General features: G+C 49.3%; 18 protein-coding genes and 5 tRNA genes. 19 read left to right on the top strand and 4 right to left on the bottom strand.

Features of this window, described 5'->3' with window-relative positions; translation table 11 throughout:
- Window positions 1-7: 7 nt before the first annotated feature.
- The 3 genes from CCE91_RS04635 to CCE91_RS04625 are packed head-to-tail and all read right to left on the bottom strand — an operon-like array spanning window position 8 to window position 3,802.
- Window positions 8-862, bottom strand: coding sequence for a DUF3034 family protein (locus CCE91_RS04635; protein WP_086434066.1), 855 nt, complete (start codon window positions 860-862; stop codon window positions 8-10).
- Window positions 859-3,156 (bottom strand): putative bifunctional diguanylate cyclase/phosphodiesterase, encoded by a 2,298-nt coding sequence (locus CCE91_RS04630; protein WP_086434065.1) that lies wholly within the window; start codon window positions 3,154-3,156, stop codon window positions 859-861. Before CCE91_RS04630 ends, CCE91_RS04635 begins: the two co-directional genes overlap by 4 nt.
- Entirely contained in the window at window positions 3,146-3,802 is a 657-nt protein-coding gene (locus CCE91_RS04625; protein ID WP_086434064.1) for a methylamine utilization protein, read from the bottom strand. The genes CCE91_RS04630 and CCE91_RS04625 overlap by 11 nt, the downstream gene beginning before the upstream one ends.
- 129 nt (window positions 3,803-3,931) lie before the next feature.
- Between CCE91_RS04625 and CCE91_RS04620 the strand changes: the two genes are divergently transcribed.
- The 8 genes from CCE91_RS04620 (at window position 3,932) to arfB (ending at window position 7,240) form a co-directional block, all read left to right on the top strand.
- Window positions 3,932-5,305 carry a class II fumarate hydratase gene (locus tag CCE91_RS04620; RefSeq protein ID WP_086434063.1) on the top strand — a complete coding sequence of 458 codons (1,374 nt, stop codon included), beginning with the start codon at window positions 3,932-3,934 and terminating at the stop codon, window positions 5,303-5,305.
- 23 nt (window positions 5,306-5,328) lie between these two features.
- On the top strand, window positions 5,329-5,997 hold the full coding sequence (locus CCE91_RS04615) for an SDR family oxidoreductase (RefSeq protein ID WP_086434062.1): 669 nt from the start codon (window positions 5,329-5,331) through the stop codon (window positions 5,995-5,997).
- A 201-nt stretch (window positions 5,998-6,198) separates the two neighbouring features.
- Window positions 6,199-6,275, top strand: a tRNA-Met gene (locus CCE91_RS04610).
- Window positions 6,276-6,283: 8 nt separating this feature from the next.
- Window positions 6,284-6,368: transfer RNA gene (locus tag CCE91_RS04605), tRNA-Leu, on the top strand.
- A gap of 22 nt (window positions 6,369-6,390) precedes the next feature.
- A tRNA-Gln gene (locus CCE91_RS04600) sits at window positions 6,391-6,465 on the top strand.
- Window positions 6,466-6,500: 35 nt separating this feature from the next.
- Window positions 6,501-6,575: transfer RNA gene (locus CCE91_RS04595), tRNA-Gln, on the top strand.
- Window positions 6,576-6,597: 22 nt separating this feature from the next.
- Window positions 6,598-6,684: transfer RNA gene (locus CCE91_RS04590), tRNA-Leu, on the top strand.
- Window positions 6,685-6,826: 142 nt separating this feature from the next.
- Window positions 6,827-7,240 carry an alternative ribosome rescue aminoacyl-tRNA hydrolase ArfB gene (gene arfB / locus CCE91_RS04585; protein ID WP_086434061.1) on the top strand — a complete coding sequence of 138 codons (414 nt, stop codon included), beginning with the start codon at window positions 6,827-6,829 and terminating at the stop codon, window positions 7,238-7,240.
- A gap of 8 nt (window positions 7,241-7,248) precedes the next feature.
- Here arfB and CCE91_RS04580 read toward each other — a convergent pair whose 3' ends face one another.
- Window positions 7,249-8,394 carry an FAD-dependent oxidoreductase gene (locus tag CCE91_RS04580; RefSeq protein WP_157984134.1) on the bottom strand — a complete coding sequence of 382 codons (1,146 nt, stop codon included), beginning with the start codon at window positions 8,392-8,394 and terminating at the stop codon, window positions 7,249-7,251.
- 175 nt (window positions 8,395-8,569) lie between these two features.
- On the opposite strand from CCE91_RS04580, the gene CCE91_RS04575 reads away from it, so the two are divergent.
- From CCE91_RS04575 to nadD, 11 genes are all read left to right on the top strand, one after another.
- Window positions 8,570-9,448, top strand: a complete 879-nt coding sequence (locus CCE91_RS04575) for a DMT family transporter (RefSeq protein ID WP_086434059.1) — start codon at window positions 8,570-8,572, stop codon at window positions 9,446-9,448.
- Between the two features lie 75 nt (window positions 9,449-9,523).
- Entirely contained in the window at window positions 9,524-10,984 is a 1,461-nt protein-coding gene (gene miaB, locus CCE91_RS04570; protein WP_086434058.1) for a tRNA (N6-isopentenyl adenosine(37)-C2)-methylthiotransferase MiaB, read from the top strand.
- Window positions 10,981-11,976, top strand: coding sequence for a PhoH family protein (locus tag CCE91_RS04565; RefSeq protein WP_086434057.1), 996 nt, complete (start codon window positions 10,981-10,983; stop codon window positions 11,974-11,976). Before miaB ends, CCE91_RS04565 begins: the two co-directional genes overlap by 4 nt.
- Window positions 11,973-12,437: an rRNA maturation RNase YbeY gene (gene ybeY, locus CCE91_RS04560; protein ID WP_086434056.1), complete on the top strand. Its 465-nt coding sequence runs from the start codon at window positions 11,973-11,975 to the stop codon at window positions 12,435-12,437. The genes CCE91_RS04565 and ybeY overlap by 4 nt, the downstream gene beginning before the upstream one ends.
- Before the next feature lie 33 nt (window positions 12,438-12,470).
- Complete coding sequence (gene corC, locus CCE91_RS04555) at window positions 12,471-13,349, top strand: CNNM family magnesium/cobalt transport protein CorC (protein ID WP_086434055.1); 879 nt, start codon at window positions 12,471-12,473, stop codon at window positions 13,347-13,349.
- Entirely contained in the window at window positions 13,349-14,908 is a 1,560-nt protein-coding gene (lnt, locus tag CCE91_RS04550; RefSeq protein WP_086434054.1) for an apolipoprotein N-acyltransferase, read from the top strand. Before corC ends, lnt begins: the two co-directional genes overlap by 1 nt.
- A gap of 58 nt (window positions 14,909-14,966) precedes the next feature.
- Entirely contained in the window at window positions 14,967-15,164 is a 198-nt protein-coding gene (locus CCE91_RS04545) for a hypothetical protein (protein ID WP_086434053.1), read from the top strand.
- A gap of 76 nt (window positions 15,165-15,240) precedes the next feature.
- The gene (gene leuS / locus CCE91_RS04540) at window positions 15,241-17,832 is read left to right on the top strand and encodes a leucine--tRNA ligase (protein ID WP_086434052.1); all 2,592 of its coding nucleotides are present in this window, start codon (window positions 15,241-15,243) and stop codon (window positions 17,830-17,832) included.
- Window positions 17,832-18,353 carry an LPS-assembly lipoprotein LptE gene (locus CCE91_RS04535; protein WP_234996258.1) on the top strand — a complete coding sequence of 174 codons (522 nt, stop codon included), beginning with the start codon at window positions 17,832-17,834 and terminating at the stop codon, window positions 18,351-18,353. Before leuS ends, CCE91_RS04535 begins: the two co-directional genes overlap by 1 nt.
- Window positions 18,354-18,355: 2 nt before the next feature.
- Complete coding sequence (gene holA / locus CCE91_RS04530; RefSeq protein WP_086434051.1) at window positions 18,356-19,381, top strand: DNA polymerase III subunit delta; 1,026 nt, start codon at window positions 18,356-18,358, stop codon at window positions 19,379-19,381.
- A 4-nt stretch (window positions 19,382-19,385) separates the two neighbouring features.
- On the top strand, window positions 19,386-20,012 hold the full coding sequence (gene nadD / locus CCE91_RS04525; protein WP_086434050.1) for a nicotinate-nucleotide adenylyltransferase: 627 nt from the start codon (window positions 19,386-19,388) through the stop codon (window positions 20,010-20,012).
- Window positions 20,013-20,047 lie beyond the last annotated feature (35 nt).

The raw sequence follows: 20,047 nt of genomic DNA, 5'->3' as shown, positions 1-20,047 counted from the left end.
GTTCTCCTTAAAAGGTACCTTGCAGGGACAAATAGAAGCCATCCTGGTCGTCCAACCCGGCAATAGATTGCAAGTCGGTGTAAGCCCCAACAATAGACAGTGACTTGGTTGGGAAGTAAGCAACAAAGGCATCGTACCAATCTTCTTCACGGGCAAAGCCTAAATTATCAGGCTTTTGCCGATACTCTACCCCAACCGCCAGCTTACGGTTAATAAACATGGCTACTGAAGCTTCCGCCTGAATGCTGTAATCGTCGTCTTTATCACCACCGAACCCTAATAACCCCAACTGGTTGGCTTTGGTTGCGCGGGCCGTTACATTCACCAGCCAGGTTCGGTGAAACGGGCCATCTAACCAGGCCTTGGCCGCACTAATATAAACATCGGTTCCTGAATCATCGGTGGCACCTACCGCTTGTGGTAACTCAAAAGTTCGATTGCGTTTATGCTGCAAGCCGACACTGACCTGCGGCAAATCACCGTAAATTAAGTCTCCAAAGGCGCGCACTTTCAGGCCGAAAATGTCCTGTTTAAGTTCACCGCCGATGGTTTTTAAGTCAAACACCTGATTGGCGTATGACACTTCCACCCGATTGCCATAAGTTAAACTAGCGCCTTGCACCGATAACCGAAAGTCATCCACCTGCACTTCACCAAGGGCCACAGTGGCGCCCCACTGATTTTCACTGGCATAGCTGCTCAACGTAGCCCAGGGCACAATACCGCCGCCACTGGTGCCCTCAACAGTAGATGCGGCACCAGTTGCTAACAAACGCCCGTTATCGGCGTAGGTCGGCGCTGTGGCGCCTAAGCACACAACCAAAATTCCAGTGGTTAAAGCCAGTTGCTTGGTTTTTATCATGATGAAATCACCTCTTCCTGTGTTAGCAGCCACTGAGTAAATTCAGCAACCGGCAGTGGCTTACTGAAGTAGTAGCCCTGCAGTTCGTCACAACCAAATTCTTTTAAAATAGTCCAGGCCGACTCTTCTTCAATACCTTCAGCTACCGCTTGTAGCCCAAAATCATGAGCCAGCGCCAGCGTTGAGCGTACTATCATGCGATCCTGCTCGCTTTCGGCCAGGTGCTGAATAAAGGAGCGGTCGATTTTTAACTCGTTAACCGGTAAGCGTTTTAACTGCGCCAGCGACGAATAGCCGGTGCCGTAGTCATCAATCGAGATACGCAAACCAACACTTTGCAATCGCTGCAACCGGGCAATAGCCGCTTCCGGGTCATGCATAATGGCGCTTTCGGTAACTTCCAGCGTTAGTAAATGCGGTTCAATGCCACTACTTGCCACCGCCTGACTTAAAAAGTCGGCGAGGCCGTCACTCATTAAATCTACCGCAGACAAGTTTAACGACACCGACAGTTGCTTCCCGGCTTGCTGCCAAACTAACAGTTGCTGAATAACCTGCAGGCAAACCCAACGGGTAATGCGGGTAATTTCCCCAGCTTGTTCCGCCAGTGGAATAAATTCGTCCGGGCGAACAAATCCTAAGTCAGGATGATGCCAGCGAATAAGCGCTTCTGCGCCTTTCACTTTGCCGTTTGCACAGTTCATTTTCGGCTGATAGTGCAGCTCAAGTTGGTCTTTCTCAACTGCTTCAGGCAAGCAACGCAGAATACGCAATTGGCGCATATGCACTTCGTCCATGCCGGCTTCATATATTACCAACGAAAGCTTGTCTTCTTTCGCTTTAGCACGGCTAATCTGGGCTCGTCGCACCAGGCTATCGGTTTCAGAGCCATGTTCGGGGAAGCTCACCATACCGGCACTAAACGTCAGTAAGTAGCTGGTGCCGTCTAGCGACCACGGCTGTTGCAGGAGTTCTAATAAGGCTTCAATTTCACCCACTACGGGGGCGTGGTCTGACGCAGTATTTACCAGTAAAAATTCATCACCGGCCAACCGGGCCAGAAACCAGTCGCTGCTTTTCCAGCCACGCAACCGGCGCGAAATCAACTGTAATAACTGATCGCCAATGCGCTGGCCAACACTGTCGTTTAGTTCACGGAACCGGTTGATATTCAGTAACACCAAAAAGCCACTTTGGTTGGTGTCCAACATTTTCGCCAGCGCCCGTTGAAAATAACGCCGGTTTGGTAGCTCGGTGAGTAAGTCATGATCAGCCTGAAAAGATATGCGCTGTTCACGCTCGGCTACGGCTACTTTCATTTCATTGAAAGTATTCGCTAAGTGACCAAATTCATCGCTTCGCTCTACTTTTATCGGTGAAGTGTAATCGCCACGCTGCAATTGCTCAGCCGCTTCGGTCAGGGTTTTTAACGGGGCATTAATGCGACGCGCGGTAACTACCGCCAGCAGCAGTGCTACCAGTAAAGTGGCAATAGCAATTACCAGGTATTGCTGACGTAACCGAGAAAATTCGGCGCCAGCGGCATCCAAATCGGTGCTTAGCAACACTGATAGCGACGCTTCGCCAAGATTGGCCAGACTAATTTTTTGACCGGCCAGATGCTGGTTATTTAACCATTCGCTGAGAGTTTGCTGGCGTTCACTAAGGCCGGTCTGAAATTCTTGTTGCTGCTCGGCGCTTAAACTGGACACGAACAAACTATTGGTATCGGTACTGTAGAAAGTTACATCGGCATTCGCCAGTGCTTGCAATTCAGAGGTTAGCTCTGCGTCTATGCTAAAACCCAAGGTAACCCATGCGATTAAATCGGGTGCTCGCACGGGTACGGTAATTAACTGAAATATTTGCTCGTCAACAATAGCAATGCCCTGCTCGTTACCCATAGCAATTAGTTCATTAAGTGCAGGTAACTCACTCATATCGTGGGTGGACGCTATTTCTTCCCCGGCTACGTTTTGCAGCACCATCAAATCGGTTTGAATGCGTTCGCCGTGATTTATCAGTGCCGACACTATGGTGTCTTCATCGTTGGTGGCTACCGCCTGACGGAAGCCAAAATCGTCGGCTAATACACTGGCGGCCTGCCCTAACTGTGTTGCCCGTTGTTCCACTAACTCAAGGAACACGCGTTCACTTACCGTGAGCTCTCGTTCAACGGTGCGATTCAATTGGTTATTGGTGGCAATCCACACCGCCAGCAAAGACACCAACAGCACACCGCCGGCCAGGCCGGCAAACAACACAATTAATCGCGTGCGAAAACTACTCGTCATTGCCTGTCCTGCGATTAAACCGTTCCTGCAAACGCGACGGTTTTTCTTCACTTTGTTCAGTAGCTTTCACATCTACCTGCAAACTAAGCTCGCGTTGGTCGTCTTTTACCGCCACTGTGATTTGTTCACGTTTTTGTTGCTGCAGCCACGGGTGCCAAATCAGCAACTCGGTATCGCCGTTTAAATTGACCGTCGCACGGCCAGTTGCATCGGTTACATTGCTCTGCTGATGGGGGCTGACATAAATGTAGCCACGCATTTGGTCATGAATGTTGCAACCAAGCGCAACAATCCCGGCGGTATCAAAGGAAATCGTTGGCCGGGCTTCGTTCGCATATAGCTGGGTTTCAAATGTTTTTGCTTCGGAGAATGAATAAACGTGATGACGAATATTATCGCTGTTCGGGAACAGTACCTTACTGCCCACCGGCACTGTTAACACATGCGGCCGGAACTGCACGTCAATTTGGTCCATAATCGCCTGCTCCAGCGGACGCCCGGGCTCACCCGGAACACTTATGACCGCGAATTCAAGCGGCTGGCCATTGGCATCCGTTAGCGTCACTTGCACCGGCTCGCTGTGCGCTGCGGTTGTTACCAGCGCCAACAAACCTATCAAAAAAGAGCTTCCCAGTGGTCGCATCATGATTTCTTTTCTCCTGTCATTCTGAACAGAGTAAGCTAACTTATATAGCTACGGCAACACCCGTCAGATTGATCTTTTCTGACCTGCCCCCATACAACTAGAGAAAGCCAACCAAAAGGGAGCGACAGCATGACTCGTTTTCGTACTGAAAAAGACAGCATGGGAAGCATTGATGTTCCCACTGACGCACTCTATGGCGCGCAAACTCAACGCGCTGTGAACAACTTTAAAATCAGCGGCCTGACCATGCCGAAGGCTTTCATTAAAGCACTGGCATTAGTGAAATATTGTGCCGCACAAGCCAACCAGGAGCATGCCGACCTACCCGCCGAGAAAGCCTCGGCCATTCAGCGTGCCGCATTGGAAATATACGAAGAACGTTGGCACGACCATTTTCCAGTGGACGTGTTCCAAACCGGTTCCGGCACCAGTAGCAATATGAATATGAATGAAGTTATTGCGGGCTTAGCACAACGGAATAAGATTGATATTCACCCGAATGACGATGTGAATCGCAGCCAAAGCAGCAACGATGTGGTGCCTACCGCCATTCAAATTAGCAGTGCTCTGGCGCTTGAGCAGCAATTAAAACCCGCCGTGGAAGCATTAATTCAATCCATTCGCGACAAAGCCGCTAATTTGCAGGATGTAACCAAAACCGGTCGCACGCATTTAATGGATGCAATGCCGCTAACTATGGCCCAAGAACTTGAAACTTGGGCGCATCAGTTAAGCTTGTCGTTAACTGCACTGGAAGAGTTACAACCGCGGTTGCAGCAACTACCTCAGGGCGGTACCGCTATTGGCACGGGTATTAATGCCCCGGAAGAATTCAGTCAGGCCTTTAGCAACGCATTGTCAGATTTTACTGAACTTAAATTTAGCCCCAGTGATAACTTATTTGCCGGTATTGCGGGGCAGGAATTGTCGTTACAGTTGTCGGGCACACTCACTACCCTGGCCAGCACTTTGCTGAAAATCAGTAATGACCTGCGCTGGATGAATAGTGGCCCGCTAGCAGGTTTAGGCGAGATTAGCCTGCAGGCACTGCAGCCCGGCAGTTCTATTATGCCTGGTAAAGTAAACCCGGTAATTCCGGAGGCAGTGGCTATGATTGCCGCGCAGGTTACCGGTAATCACAGCACTATTACTACCGCAGCCCAATCCGGTAATTTCCAGCTAAACGTGATGCTGCCGGTTATTGCGCTGAACTTAAGCCAGAGCCTGGAACTACTGACTAATGGTTGCCATGCCTTAGGTGAGCAAGCAATCAGCTCGTTTACGGTAAACAACGACAGATTGGAGGAAGCGCTGTCAAAAAATCCAATCCTGGTTACCGCATTAAACCCGGTTATTGGTTATAACAAAGCCGCTGACATTGCCAAGCAGGCCTATAAAGAGAAACGGCCGGTACTGGATGTTGCCAAAGAACATACCGATTTAAGTGAAGACGAATTGCGTCGCCTGTTAGATCCGAAACGACTTACCAAAGGCGGCATGTAAGCAACACCACTACAGGAGTAAGTATGAGTAAGAAGAACGTTGTAATTACCGGTGCCAACCGCGGCATCGGGCTGGCTATGGCCAAACAATTTAGTGCGCGCGGCGATCATGTGATTGCGGTATGCCGGCAGGCCTCAGCCGAGTTGCTCGAAACTGGCGCGGAAATTCTTGATAGCATTGATGTAACCCGCGAAGCTGACTTGCTAAGACTGCAAGATCAACTGAAAGACCGGAAAATAGACACCCTGATTAATAACGCGGGTTTACTGCACAATGAATCTTTAGGCGATATTGATAGCGCCACTATGCGCGCTCAATATGAAGTGAACGCTATTGCACCACTGAATGTTACTGACACCCTGCACGGCAGCCTGAAAAAAGGTAGCAAGGTCATTATGATCACCAGCCGTATGGGTTCTATTGCCGATAATGGCTCCGGTGGCCGCTACGGCTATCGCATGTCCAAAGCCGCGTTAAACGCAGCAGGCAAATCCTTAGCGCTGGATTTAAAGGATGAAGGTATTGCGGTTGCCATGATTCATCCGGGTTTTGTGCAAACCGACATGGTTAATAATGCGGGTGACATTAGTGCCGATGTGGCAGCCGAACGTATTATAAAACGCATTGATGAACTTAGCCTGAAAACCACCGGGCAATTTAAACATAGCAACGGCGAGGATTTACCCTGGTAACTAACCTTCGCAAAAATGCAGATTTGTTGTTATTTGGTAAGAACGAATAGAGTTTTGCTGAAAAAACCAGCGAATCTGTCTTTTTTTGTTCAAACAACGCAACAGAGCTGCTTTTTTGCGAAAAATAGGTTGACGCTAACCACCCTGATTTGCATAATACGCGCCGCACTCGCAGAGCGCACAATCAAGTTTTAAAGGTCAGGCTACGTAGCTCAGTTGGTTAGAGCACAGCACTCATAATGCTGGGGTCGCAGGTTCGAATCCCGCCGTAGCCACCAATATTTTCGCGGACGTGGTGGAATTGGTAGACACGCTGGATTTAGGTTCCAGTGCCTCACGGCGTGAGAGTTCAAGTCTCTCCGTCCGCACCAATATTGAATCGACATACTGGATTGGGGTATAGCCAAGCGGTAAGGCAGCGGGTTTTGATCCCGCCATTCCCAGGTTCAAATCCTGGTACCCCAGCCAATCTTGTGCTTTGTGAATGTTTTGGGTATTTATGTTGGGGTATAGCCAAGCGGTAAGGCAGCGGGTTTTGATCCCGCCATTCCCAGGTTCAAATCCTGGTACCCCAGCCATATTACCTTATTTTATTTTGTTGCGGTGGTGGCGGAATTGGTAGACGCGCTAGCTTCAGGTGCTAGTGAGCGAAAGCTCGTGGGGGTTCAAGTCCCCCCCTCCGCACCACTTTTCAATAAAGTGGTGTGGCAACAAAAATAAAGTAGTAAGCAAAAATGAACCGCCATTGGCGGTTTTTTTGTATCTGGCGTTCGTTCCCGCTAACCTAGTTTCACTCTTTCCCCTAATTGTTAAGTGTCCGAGCCCATAAATGATCCAGATTAGTCAGCGCGTGAGCATTCCTGAACAGGAAATTGAATGGCAGTTTATTCGCTCCAGCGGAGCCGGTGGCCAGAACGTAAACAAGGTTGCTACTGCTGCGCAGCTAATTTTTGATATTGCGGCGTCGTCACTGCCCGACTTTTATAAACACCGGCTGCTGAACAAAGCCGATCACCGCATTACGCAAAGTGGCAAAATCATTATTAAGTGTCAGGAAACCCGCAGTCAGGCAACCAACCGGGAACTGGCGTTGGAGCAATTTATAAAGCTGGTCGCCGGAGTTGGTTTTACCCAGAAGAAGCGAGTTGCCACCCGCCCTACACTGGCCAGCAAGAAACGCCGAATTGAAAGTAAGAAAAAACGTGGTGCGGTGAAAAAAATGCGCAAGGCACCGCCAGACTGACGCTGCAGTTATAACCCCATGGCGGCGCGCACAACCTGCCGTTTCAATGGTGGTAATTGCGCAATACCCGCGAATACCCCCCGAATTCCCCATTTAGCAATAAGATGTTTGCTGTCGAAGCCATAATGAATAGCATCCATGGCACGCATCATGCGCTGATTCAGCGCGCGACGCTCACCTTCATAGGCAGGCAATACGGTTGCTAAATCCTGAGTACTGAGCTGACTCACTAAGCTCTGCACGTCGGCAAAACCCAAATTAACGCCTTGCCCGGCTAACGGGTGAATACTATGTGCAGCATCCCCCACTAAAGCGACGCAATTGTGTGCGTGATAGCGCAGTGCCGTGTGCCGCTGTATGGGGAAGCTGGCGTAACTATTGGTTGGCTGCAATTGAAAGCTACCAATATGTGGACTGAATAAATCGGATAGTTCCGCTAAAACGGCGTCATCACCTTGCTGTTGCAGCTCACTAATAGCCTGGCTGCTCTGGTAGTTAATTAAGCACGCGCGGTGCGTATCTAATGGAAGTAAAGCGTAAGGACCACCAGCACGAAATATTTCCCAGGTTTGCGTTGGTAACGCTTGCTCGGTAATCACATTCGCCAGCATGCAGCGCTGACCGTAATCCCAACCGCGGCGCCCAATACCGGCACGTTTTGCAGTTGCCGAGTTGGCACCGTCACAACCGAGCAGCAAATCAAAGGACAACGGCTCCGCCGCAGTAGTGGTAACTGTTCGGGCTTCCCAGTCAATGCTCTCCACCGCATCAGGGCAACGCAAAGTTACTTGCTCGGCTTCTAATTGCTGCCATAACGCACGTTGCAGCGCATTATTCTCCACCATAAAACCTAGCTCAGCAAAACCTGCATCCGCAGCACTGAAGGTAAGTTTAGCGCCGTCCTGGCTCTCTACTGCAAGTTCGGTATAGCCAAACCGGCGTGTAGCCGGTACTTGCGACCACACGCCTAGCTCGGCCAGCCACTGCTGGTTTTGCTGATGAACCGAAGATATGCGTAAATCCCAATCTTTAGTCTCAGCGGAAACGGCGCCAGGCTCAACTCGCTCAATCAGCGTCACCTGGTGCCCGGCTTGTGCCAGTGCCAATGCCGCTGAGGCGCCGACCAGTCCGCCGCCAACCACTACAATGTTCATGAAAGCTCCGGGTTGTAATGCATCAACCATTGTTCAGCCTAAGTCAGGCTTGGATAATATGAAAATACGCTACCAGAATACACCAGCCGTACCAGAAAAAATTCCTTTTCAGTGATAATATAGCTGTTACCTAAGGTAAGCCCACCTCACCAAGTTTTTAGGAACACGCCGCTATATGATAGCAACGACTCAATTACCGCCACCTCGCGTTTTTCTAGCCGCCGTATTATTACTCGGTGCGGAATTTTGCTTTGCCAGTGTTAGCGCCTTAGTAAAATATTTGAGCACCGACTTGCCGGAAGAACAACTGGTGTTCTTTCGAAATATTATGGCGTTTTTGGTGTTGCTACCATGGTTGTGGCGTAAAGGTCCGGGCGCATTTAAAACCAAAGCCTGGGGATTTCATCTTTCCCGCGGTATTGCCGGCATTGCCGCCATGTACCTATTTTTCTATGCAATCGCGGCACTACCGCTGGCACAGGCTACCTTAGTGTTGCTACTCACGCCGTTTCTGATTCCAATGATTGGCCGTATTTGGTTGCACGAGCGCGTTACCCGCCAAACCTGGTTCGCTATTTTTATTGGTTTTATTGGGGTGTTTGTATTCTTAAACCCAGTCCACATGACGCTATCGCCTATGATCGCCGTAGCCTTTTGTGCGGCGGTACTCGCTGCCTTTACCAAAACTTTAATCAGGCAAATGTCGGGCACCGAATCCACCAGCAAAATCGTTTTTTATTTTGCCAGTATCTCGACGGTATTGTCCGCTATCCCATTGATTTGGTTATGGGAGTCTATTGCACAAGAACACTGGCTTGGCTTAGCAGCTATCGGCGTGTTTGCTACCGCCGGCCAACTGGGCATGACCAAGGCCTTCAGTTTAGCCCCGGCTGCAAGCGTTGGCGTATTCACTTACAGCTCGGTTATTTTCGCCGCAGGCTTTGGTTATTTCTTCTGGCAGGAACCGGTTTATTGGCACATGGCATTTGGTACTCTCATCATTATGGTGGCTGGCTATTTCGCCCTACGGAATCGCCGCCGCAGCGAGATATGAAGATTGGCCTTTAGAGCAATAACGCGATAAAATAACCGCCATAGAAATTCACGCAGTGTGGGCACAGTTACAATCATGACCAAGAAGCTATATATCAAAACCTGGGGTTGCCAGATGAACGAGTATGATTCGGCCAAAATGGCGGATCTACTGAATGCCACGCATGGCTACGAGGCTGCCGCAGAACCTGAAGATGCCGATCTGATTTTGCTGAATACTTGCTCTATTCGTGAGAAAGCGCAGGAAAAAGTATTTCATCAGTTAGGCCGCTGGAAAACGCTGAAAGACAAAAAGCCAGGCTTGGTTATTGGCGTGGGTGGCTGTGTAGCCTCACAGGAAGGTCATCACATTCGTGAACGGGCGCCATATGTGGATATTATTTTTGGTCCGCAAACGTTGCACCGCCTGCCGGAAATGGTGAAGCAAGTGCAAACCGATCATGCCCCCATGATTGATATTTCATTTCCCGAAATCGAAAAATTCGACAGCTTGCCCGAGCCTCGTGCCGAAGGTCCAAGCGCGTTCGTTTCTATTATGGAAGGTTGCAGCAAATACTGTAGCTTCTGCGTAGTGCCTTACACTCGCGGCGAAGAAGTCAGCCGTCCGGTTGACGATGTGCTGTATGAAATTGCGCAATTGGCCGATCAGGGCGTGCGTGAAGTAAACTTATTAGGTCAAAACGTAAATGCCTTCCGCGGCGAGCAGTTCGACGGTAAAGTATGCCGTTTCTCTGAGCTGTTGCATTTGATTGCGGCCATTGATGGTATTGACCGGATTCGCTACACCACCTCTCATCCGGTTGAATTTACCGACGATATTATTGAAGCCTACGCAACCATTCCAGAGCTGGTCGATCATTTACATTTGCCGGTACAAAGCGGTTCAGATCGCGTGTTAACGCAAATGAAGCGTGGCCACACCGCCATTGAATACAAGTCGCAAATCCGCAAACTGCGGAAAGTACGTCCGAATATCGCGATGTCGTCTGACTTTATCATTGGCTTCCCGGGTGAAACCGATGCCGACTTTGAAGCCACCATGGATTTAATTCAGGCGGTTGATTTCGATTTAAGCTTTAGCTTTATTTACAGTGCTCGTCCGGGCACCCCGGCGGCAGATTTGCCAGACGACGTGACCGAAGCGACCAAAAAGCAACGATTACAACTGCTGCAACAACGGATAAACCAGCAAGCACTTAATCATGCGCGCCGTATGTTAGGTACCGAACAACGTATTTTGGTCATTGGTCCATCGAAAAAAGACCCAATGGAACTAAGTGGCCGTACTGAAAACAACCGCGTGGTTAACTTCATCGGTCAGCCTGGCATGATTGGTCAGTTTGTTGATGTAAAAATTACCGATGTATTTGCCAACTCTTTACGTGGCGATGTGATTAGAACTGAAGCTGAAATGGGCTTGCGTGTTGATACCGCTCCACAGCAAATTTTAGCCAAAAAAGCAGGTTCGCAACCCGATGAGCTCGGTGTTACAACCTTTACGCCGCCAACTGGCGCAACAAATTCGAGGATACTTTGACAGCAACCTTAATTACTCTTGATTTAGCTTTAGAACCCGCAGATACACGCCGCTTAGCCGATTTATGCGGAGCTTTTGACGAGAACATTAAACATCTGGAACGCCGTTTAGGCGTTGAGATTAGTCACCGGAGCAATCAATTCCGGGTGATTGGTGAGCAACATACGGTTACTGCCACCGAAAAAATTCTGCGCGATCTATACGTTGAAACCGCCTTGGTAAAAGGTAAGGCGCAACAAATTGAACCGCAACAAGTTCATCTGGCCATTCAAGCTGCCAAGGTACTTGAACAAGCGCCTGATAAAGGCGATCCGGCTGCCGAGAAAATGGTTCACATTAAGACCAAGCGCGGCCTGATTAAACCACGTAATCACAATCAAGCGGGTTACGTGCGTGCGGTTATTACTCATGACGTGAACTTTGGTATAGGTCCTGCCGGAACCGGCAAAACCTATCTGGCTGTTGCCTGCGCCGTAGATGCGCTGGAGCGACAGGAAGTTCGACGCATATTGTTAACTCGCCCGGCCGTTGAAGCCGGCGAAAAGCTCGGTTTTTTACCTGGCGATTTAGCACAAAAAGTAGACCCTTACCTGCGCCCACTTTACGATGCTTTGTTTGAAATGCTGGGCTTTGAAAAAGTTGAAAAGCTCATTGAACGCAACGTGATAGAAGTAGCGCCACTGGCTTACATGCGCGGCCGCACGCTAAACGATGCCTTCATTATTCTGGATGAAAGCCAGAACACTACCTGTGAACAAATGAAAATGTTCCTGACCCGTATTGGCTTTAATTCCCGCGCTGTTATTACCGGCGACATTACCCAAATTGATTTACCGCGTGGCACCAAATCAGGCTTACGGCATGCTATTGAAGTATTGCACGGGGTGGAAGACATTAGCTTTACCTTCTTCCAGGCCTCCGACGTAGTGCGCCATCCAGTGGTACAACGTATTGTGCAAGCTTACGAGAGCTTTGAGCAAAAACCACAATGAAAATAATCATTGACCGCCAGGTTGCCACTAGTCACACAAACATACCCGACGCAGCTGAGTTAACTCGCTGGGTAACTGCAGCTCTGCAAGCAGACCAAACCACCGATGATTGCGAACTTACCGTGCGATTTGTTGATCCAGACGAAGGTCAGCAGTTAAATAATGAGTTCAGAGGTCGCGATTACGCCACCAATGTCTTATCCTTTCCGTTTGATGCAGACATTCCCTTACCGGTAAGATTACTGGGTGACTTGGTGGTTTGTGCGCCCGTAGTGGCTGCCGAAGCAAAAGAGCAGAATAAGACCGAACAAGCCCACTGGGCTCACATGATTGTACACGGAACCTTGCATTTGCTAGGTTATGACCATATTGAAGATGCTGACGCGGAACATATGGAAGCGCTGGAACGTAAAATTCTGGCGGAATTGGGGGTTGCAGACCCCTATCAGGAACAACCATAAACCACATGCTAACAATTGGAGCTATACCAGCTAATGAGCGATGATAATCCCCACTCTACAAACGGTTCTTCGAGTAAGTCCTGGGCATCACGTTTGCTACAGGTGTTTACCGGAGAGCCGAAAAGCCGGGAAGAATTAGTCGACTTAATTCAGGACGCCGAAGAACGTGACCTGATAGATAATGACACCAAAGAAATGATTGAGGGTGTGCTTGATGTTGCCGAACTTAAGGTTCGCGACATTATGATACCGCGCTCGCAAATGGTCACACTGGATATCAATCAGGGCGTGGAAGAATTCCTGCCAATTGTTATTGATAGTCAGCACAGCCGCTATCCGGTGGTAAGTGAAAACAAAGACCATGTAGAAGGCATTTTACTAGCAAAGGATTTACTGCCGTATGGCTTTAACATGTCTGAAGAAAGCTTCAGTCTGGCCAGTGTGATTCGTCCTGCCGTGATAGTTCCGGAAAGTAAGCGCGTTGATGTACTGCTGAAAGAGTTCCGCTCACAGCGCTACCACATGGCTATTGTAGTTGATGAATACGGTGGTGTTTCCGGTCTGGTAACCATAGAAGATATTCTGGAAGAGATTGTTGGCGAAATTGAAGACGAAACCGATCATTACGAAGACAGTAAAGCGGCCATTCGTCGAATCAATAAATCACGCTACTCAGTGAAAGCGCTTACCAATATTGAAGACTTTAACCAGTACTTCGATACTGATTTCAATGATGAAGAATACGACACTATAGGTGGCATGGTCGCGCATGGCTTTGGTCATTTACCGCAGCCTGGCGAAGAAATTACTCTGGAAAACATTGTGTTTAAAGTAACCAGTGCCGATAAGCGTCGCATTCAACAAATTCAGGTTACTTTCCCTCAACGCCACACCGCAGAAGATGATGGTTGATGAGCAATCCACATACAAATAGATGGTCGTTCGCTGGCTTAAAACTGTTAACGGCATTTATTGCGGGCGCATTGCTAACCTTTAGCTATGCGCCTTTTGACTTTTATTTTCTAACGATTCCGTTACTGGCATGGGTTATTTGGTGCGGCTGGGACACCACTCCCGGTGAAGGCTGGAAGCTTGGCTTTAGTTTTGGTTTAGGTTGGTTCACCGCCGGACTCAGCTGGATTTATGTCAGCATCGATCAATTTGGTGGCTTACCTATTATTGCCACCCTGGGCGTGCTGGCGGTCTTGTATATATATTTGGCCTTATTCCCGGCGTTGGCATTTTTCCTGTGGCGTTGGTTACACCAGTACACCCGGGCAGCTGTTTGGGCACTACCGCTATTTTGGTTAATTGCCGAATTGTTACGAGGTTGGCTGTTTACCGGTTTCCCTTGGTTACGCCTGGGCTATTCGCAAATTGACTCGAATATAGCTAACTTCGCGCCCTTGATTGGCGAAATTGGTATTAGCGTGGTGCTGGTGATTATGGCTGCAGCTATTGCTGCCGCATTTGCCGAGCGGCGTTGGCGCCTGCTGGCAGTACCGGCGGTTACTTTGGTGCTGGCCATAACGCTGGGCTGGCAACAGCAGGTACAGCGTACCGGCGAAACCGTGTCAGTCGCACTAGTGCAAGGCAATATTGCCCAGTCACTAAAGTGGGACGCCGAGCAGCAATGGCCAACAGTGCTCAAGTATCTGGATTTAAGCCGCCCTTTTTATAACAATCACGAACTCATTATTTGGCCCGAATCGGCTATTACTATTTTGGAACCCTTTGCCGGTGACGTGCTGGCAAACATAGATCAGGCCGCCCAACTTAGTAATACCGCATTGGTTACCGGAATTATTGACTATCGCCGCGGCAACGACGCTTTTTACAACAGTTTGATTGTGCTGGGCCAACAACAGCAGGCTGCACTAACGAACCCGGTTGCCACCAACTATGAGTATTTGGCACCCAACAGATACCAAAAGCATCAGTTGTTACCTATTGGCGAGTTCGTTCCGTTTGAGGAAATTTTACGACCACTAGCCCCCTTATTTAACTTACCCATGTCATCATTCTCACGGGGTAGTTTTGCGCAAGAAAATCTACAGGCGAACGGCTATTTGCTCACACCAGCAATTTGCTACGAAATAGCTTTCCCGGGCCAAGTGCGTGAAAACCTTCATAGCGACACCAATTTTTTACTAACCGTTAGCAATGACACCTGGTTTGGTCGTTCACACGGCCCCTGGCAGCACATGCAAATTGCCCGTATGCGAGCCTTAGAATTAGGCCGACCATTATTGCGAGCAACCAACAGTGGCGTTACTGGTATTATTGACGAACAAGGCCGTTGGTTGGCCGAAGGCGAGCAATTTACCGAGCAGGTTGTAAGCGCCGAAGTTCCATTGGTTACCGGTAGTACCTGGTATCACCAATTTGGTAATTTAGGTGCCTGGCTACTCGCACTTTGTTGTGCTCTGATTACCTGTTTCAGCATGGTCAAACAGCGCAAGAAACAGTAAACTATACCCAATTAGTTCGTTTATTTATCATCACCTCTCACGATTTCAGGATATTGCTATGACCAATATTATTGATGCATTGATTTTCGCCATTTTAACTGGTGCAGGCGTTATCGGCGTTAGCAGCTTACTTATGGTGTTGTTACACAGCGACCCTGAAAATACCGAAGCACAGCAACAAGCCCGCGTAGAGTATGGCTTCTTTGGCGCTGCCGGTTTAGTTGTCATGTTACTGATGTGGTACGCGCTTAGCTAAGCCAGCCATACGGCAGGTTCCCGACACAATTTTGTGATCTCCTTTTTTTCACTTCAGGCTTTGGAAGTTACTACGAATGCAAGAACAATATAATCCCGCAGCATTAGAATCGACTATTCAGCAACGTTGGGAACAGGACAAAGTTTTTAAGGCTGTTGAAGATGCCTCAAAAGACAAGTTCTATTGTCTGGCCATGTTCCCCTACCCGAGTGGCAAGCTGCATATGGGGCACGTTCGTAATTACACCTTAGCCGACGTGGTTGCACGCCATCAGCGCATGCAAGGCAAAAACGTGTTGCAACCTATGGGTTGGGACGCCTTTGGTCTACCGGCTGAAAATGCCGCTATTCAGAACAAAACAGCACCGGCCAGCTGGACCTACAAAAATATTGATTACATGCGCGAGCAGCTAAAGTCACTAGGCTTTGGCTACGACTGGTCACGCGAACTAGCTACCTGCCAGCCCGACTATTACCGTTGGGAACAATGGTTCTTCACCAAGCTATACGAGAAAGGCTTGGTGTATAAGAAAAACGCGACGGTGAACTGGGATCCGGTCGACCAGACCGTGCTGGCGAATGAGCAAGTTATAGATGGCCGCGGCTGGCGTTCAGGCGCACGTGTGGAACAAAAAGAGATTCCACAGTGGTTTATTAAAATCACCGCCTATGCCGATGAGTTACTGCAAGATCTGGATCAGCTGGAAGGCTGGCCTGAACAAGTTAAAACCATGCAGCGTAACTGGATAGGTCGCTCTGAGGGTGTTGAAATTGAATACTCGTTGCAGCAGTCCGATGAAAAACTGCGCGTGTATACCACGCGTCCAGATACTCTGTACGGGGTAACTTATATGGCGGTTGCCGCGCAACACCCATTAGCTACCCAAGCTGCGGCCAACAATCCGGAATTAGCCGAGTTTATTGAGTCGTGCAAAAACACCAAAACGGCAGAAGCCGACCTTGCCACTATTGAAAAGAAAGGCATGGATACCGGTGTTCGCGCTATCCACCCCATAACTGGTGATTTGCTGCCAGTTTATGTGGCCAACTTTGTGCTTATGCATTATGGCTCTGGTGCGGTTATGGCTGTACCTGGTCACGACCAGCGCGACTGGGAATTTGCAACTGCCTACAAGTTACCTATTAAGCAAGTGGTGAACGCCGAAACAGGTAATAACGACCTATCTGAAGGCGCCATTTCTGAGCATGGTATTGTGATGAACTCGGGCGACTACGACGGTTTAACTAGTGCCGAAGCTTTCGAGAAGATTGCCAACTGGCTGGAACAACATAACGTTGGTAAACGTCAGGTGAATTACCGCCTGCGCGACTGGGGCGTGTCACGTCAGCGTTACTGGGGTGCCCCAATTCCAATGCTGAATTTGGAAAACGGTGAGTCCGTACCAGTGCCGGAATCCGAGCTACCGGTACGTTTGCCGGAAGACGTGATTATGGATGGCAATAACTCACCACTGAAAACCAACCCACAGTGGCGTAAAACCACTTATGAGGGGCAACCGGCAGAGCACGAAACCGATACGTTCGACACCTTTATGGAGTCGTCCTGGTATTACGCCCGTTATTGCAGCGCCAATTTCAACGACGGCATGCTGAACCCGGAACAAGCCAATTACTGGCTGCCGGTTGATCAGTATATTGGTGGTATTGAGCACGCTATTTTGCATTTATTGTACGCCCGCTTCTTCCATAAGTTGCTGCGTGATACCGGTTTAGTGAACTCCGACGAACCGTTTAAACGCCTGCTTTGTCAGGGCATGGTATTGGCCGATAGCTATTATCGTGAAGACGATAAAGGCGGACGCACCTGGTACTCACCACTTGACGTAGAAGTGAAACGTAACGAAAAAGGCGAGATTGCCAGTGCCATTTTGAAACAAGATGGTAAGCCAGTGCAGGCCGATGGCATGACCAAAATGTCAAAATCCAAGAATAACGGCATCGACCCGCAAGTGATGGTAGACCTTTACGGAGCCGACACGGTACGCTTGTTTATGATGTTCGCAGCACCACCGGAAGCTACGCTGGAATGGTCAGACTCAGGTGTTGAAGGCGCGCAGCGCTTCTTACGTCGGGTTTGGCGCCTGGTGTACGAGTTGGTAAACACAGGGGATGGCAATGCACATCAAAACACTGCAACCACGCCACTGAATACCGACCAACAAGAGCTGCGTCGCGAACTGCACAAAACCATTGCTAAGGTTTCCGATGACATGGGTCGTCGGCAGAACTTCAATACCGCCATTGCGGCCATTATGGAGTTGTTGAACCGGTTGCAAAAAGCGCCACTAGACAGCGGTACCGACATCGCGTTAATGCAGGAAGCCTTAGATGCTGTAGTACTTATGCTGGCACCTATTACACCGCATTTGTCGGAAGCTCTGTGGCAAGCCTTAGGGCATGACGACGATGTTATATTTGCGGCCTGGCCGGAAGTTGACGAAAGTGCCATGATCGCGTCAGAGCAGCTTATTGTGATTCAGGTGAATGGCAAAATGCGCGGCAAAATTAACGTGCCTGTTGACGCTACCGCTGAACAAGTTGAGGCTATTGCGATGGCCGACGAAAACGTCAGCAAATTTACCGAAGGTAAAACGCTACGGAAGAAAATCTATGTTCCCGGCAAAATCTTTAACATGGTAGTTAGCTAATGCAACCAAGCTCGCGCACAGATAATAAGCAGTCACTGAAACTAATGCTGGTATTAGGCTTTAGCCTAGTGCTGGCTAGTTGTGGCTTTCAGCTGCGTGACGATTATCAACTGCCGGCGTCATTACAGCAGGCCAAACTAAGCGCTCCCCAATTTAGTGAATTTGCCAAGGTTATGCGTGAACGCTTAGTGCTAGCTGGTGTTGAACTGGTTGAAAAAGATTCACCGGTAACTATTCGAATCAACAATGATCAGCTCGACCGGCGCACACTGTCGTTGTCTGCCAGCGGCCAGGTTGCGGAATATGAACTTATTTATCGGGTCCGCTATGAATTGCTACAAGAACAACGCGAGCCGCAGCAGTTTGAACTGGAAGTGTATCGTGATTACCAGGACGACCCGAACTTTGCCTTAGCAAAAACCCGGGAACGAGAGATTCTTGTTGGTGAGATGCGCGAAGAAGCAGCCCGCAGGGTGTTACGACAACTTATTGCTGAATTAACCGAAACCCCTTCCCGCTAACTATGGTTATCAATCCTGACAATTTATCCCAGTACCTAACGCAAAACGGTTTGCCGCAGGTACTGCGCATATTCGGTGATGAACCCTTATTGCGTGATGATTGTTTGCAGATTATTCGCCGCTATGCCGTGGACAATGGTATTGATGAGCGCCAGCATCTGATGCAGGACTCCGGCTTTGACTGGAGCAGTCTGGCTGCCGGTGGCCAAAGCATGAGCTTGTTCTCCAGCAGTAAATTAGTAGAGCTGGAACTACCAGACGGCAAGCCCGGTCGCGAAGGTGCCGATAGCTTAAAGCGCTATGCCGAAGCACCACCACCCGACCAACATTTAATACTCTGTGGCCCCAAACTAAAAAAAGAACAACTGAAAGCCAAATGGTTTACCGTTTTCGACAAGCTGGGTCCGCTATTACAAGTGAGTGCACCCGACCGCTCTCGCCTGCCCGCCTTTATTCATCAACGAGCCAAACGGCACCAGCTACAACTGGATGATGCTGCGGTACAAATGCTGGCGGACTGGTATGAAGGAAACCTGCTGGCTATGGACCAGCAACTGATTAAACTGGCCCTGCAGAATTTACCCCAACCGGTTACGCTGGAGCTGGTACAAAGTCATAGCGAAGACAGCAGCCGGTTTCAGGTGTTCGCATTGCAAGAAAGCTTATTGCAAGGCAATGTCGAGCAAGCCTTGCATCGCTTGCAGCGACTACTAAGCGGTGATGTTGAGCCGGCCATTTTACTGTGGGTACTGCAACGAGAGTTCCAACATTTGTGGCAACTAAAACAAGCCCTGCAACACCAGCAAGATTTTGGTTATGCGGCACAACGGCTAGGTATTTGGCAAAGCCAGCACGGCGCTTATAAAGCCTGGCTGGAACGCTTAACCACCGCAGATCTGGCGGTTATCAGCGATTTACTGTGTCGGTTTGAACTGGCGTTTAAACGTGACTCGGGCGAACACCTACCCACGCTGGCGGTGCATTTGGTATTGGCCTTAAGTGCCAAACATAAATTGCCGCGGATATAGGCCCATGTTAAGAATCATTTTTGGCGGCACCTTTAATCCTCTTCACTGGGGTCACATTCGGCCAGCGTTGGCGTTAGCGGATGAGCTGTCAGCACAAGCCATTCACCTAATGCCAAGTGCGATTCCACCGCACCGGGACACTCCTTCGGTGAGTGCCGAGCAGCGGCTACAAATGGTTACTCTGGCCTGTGAACTGGATTCACGTTTGCAGGCTGAAGACTGGGAACTGCAACAAAATCGACATTCCTACACCGCCATAACCTTAGCTGAACTAAAGCAAAAGTATCCGCAAGATACGCTGGTGTTTGCACTGGGAATGGACGCATTCAATGCACTGGATAGCTGGCACCAATGGCAACAGTTGGTTGACCATGCGCATTTGGTAGTGATGCGCCGTGGTGACACTGAGCGACAACTAAAACCAGTGCTTAGCGCCTTTGTTGCGGCTCGCGAACTGGAACTTAGCGCCCTTCAACAACAACCAGCCGGTGGCATTTACTTTGCGCAAACGCCACTGGTTGATATTTCCGCGACCGATATTCGGCAGCGGATCAACAATAGTGACAGCTGGACCCATATGGTGCCGCCAGCAATTGCTGACTATATTAACCAACAGCAGCTATATCGTTAGCTGCTTTTCTAACCGGCTCCGTGTTAAACTATACG

It is taken from the genome of Pseudidiomarina planktonica (assembly GCF_900177775.1).
GTDB lineage: Bacteria > Pseudomonadota > Gammaproteobacteria > Enterobacterales > Alteromonadaceae > Pseudidiomarina > Pseudidiomarina planktonica.
The sequence above is the reverse complement of the archived record's forward strand: the minus strand, read 5'-3'. Positions and strand labels throughout refer to the sequence as shown.